Source organism: Endozoicomonas sp. SESOKO4, from assembly GCF_024606275.1.
In genome coordinates this window covers 1-1,161 of record NZ_JAHHPS010000665.1, presented here as the reverse complement: position 1 = coordinate 1,161, position 1,161 = coordinate 1, and the positions used below count along the sequence as shown (strand labels likewise).

Here is a 1,161-nt window from a genome sequence, read left to right as displayed (position 1 = left end):
ACATATTGCAGTCAATCTGCTGAACAACACGAAAACCTTCAAAGCAGGCCTGAAGGGAAAGCAAAGGAAAGCTGTTATGAACACATGCTACCTGGCTGAAGTGCTTGCTGGGCAGGGACTTTCATGATTATTCCGTGGCTGCGTAAAGCAACGCAGCCTTTATCTGTTCTGCCAGAAGATTAGGGTGTTCATCCAATATTTCTGCTTGCGTCATACCACTTGCCAGCATTTCGAGTATGTCAGTGACCGTTATTCTGGTCCCCTTAATGGTAGGTTTTCCAAAACGTTTTGCCTGATCAATTTCAATATGCTCTAAATAATCGTCCTTACTCATGATTCGCTCCTGGATGAGAAAATAAACATTATATTGCGAGACAATGGCTTAGATCGTCTACAGATTTAAACGTAGGCAAGCTGATTGATGATTTACAGCTTGATACTACAAAGGCAATCCACCTTTTAGGCTGGCAATCGCCCTATCCTGTCAAACAGGGTATTCGGGCTACCGTTTTGGCCTATTCTCCAGGTAAAAAATGAAGTGTATCGTTTCCTCGATTGCCTGCTGGCTTTACTCGGTCTTATTCTCAGCTCGCCTTTACTTCTGGTGATTTATATTATGGGTTTTCTCGATACCGGCTCTCCCCTGTTCAGCCAGGAACGGGTTGGCCGTTATAAAAAGCCGTTTGTGCTTGTGAAGTTCCGTACCATGCAAGTGGATACTATCTCTGTTGCCAGTCATCTTGTCCCTTCCTCATCCATTACGCCACTGGGTCGCTTCTTACGTAAAACCAAACTGGACGAACTGCCACAGCTCTGGAATGTTCTGGTTGGCGATATGAGTCTGGTAGGCCCAAGACCTAATCTCTTTAATCAGAAAAAGTTGATTGAAGCCCGTGAACAACTCGGAGTGTATAATGTGCTGCCCGGCGTCACCGGTCTTGCGCAAGTCAGACAGATTGATATGTCTACCCCTGAACTGCTTGCCAGAACAGACAGCCAGATGATCCGCTCCTTAACTCTGCAGGATTATTTTAAATATATTTTAATGACTGCGACGGGAAGAGGCCGGGGAGATCGGGTGAGATGAGTATTAAAGGAGCAAAATTACAAAAACCCCAGCCGATCACTCAACTGGGGTTTTGCTTTATTCAATGCCTGGCG

Annotated in this window: 2 protein-coding genes; one reads left to right on the top strand and one right to left on the bottom strand. The window is 45.4% G+C overall.

Annotated elements, in window-relative coordinates; genetic code table 11:
* Window positions 1-127: 127 nt before the first annotated feature.
* Window positions 128-334: a DUF433 domain-containing protein gene (locus KDK16_RS12915; protein ID WP_257255480.1), complete on the bottom strand. Its 207-nt coding sequence runs from the start codon at window positions 332-334 to the stop codon at window positions 128-130.
* Between the two features lie 204 nt (window positions 335-538).
* Between KDK16_RS12915 and KDK16_RS12910 the strand changes: the two genes are divergently transcribed.
* Window positions 539-1,087, top strand: a complete 549-nt coding sequence (locus KDK16_RS12910) for a sugar transferase (RefSeq protein ID WP_257255479.1) — start codon at window positions 539-541, stop codon at window positions 1,085-1,087.
* Window positions 1,088-1,161: the final 74 nt, after the last annotated feature.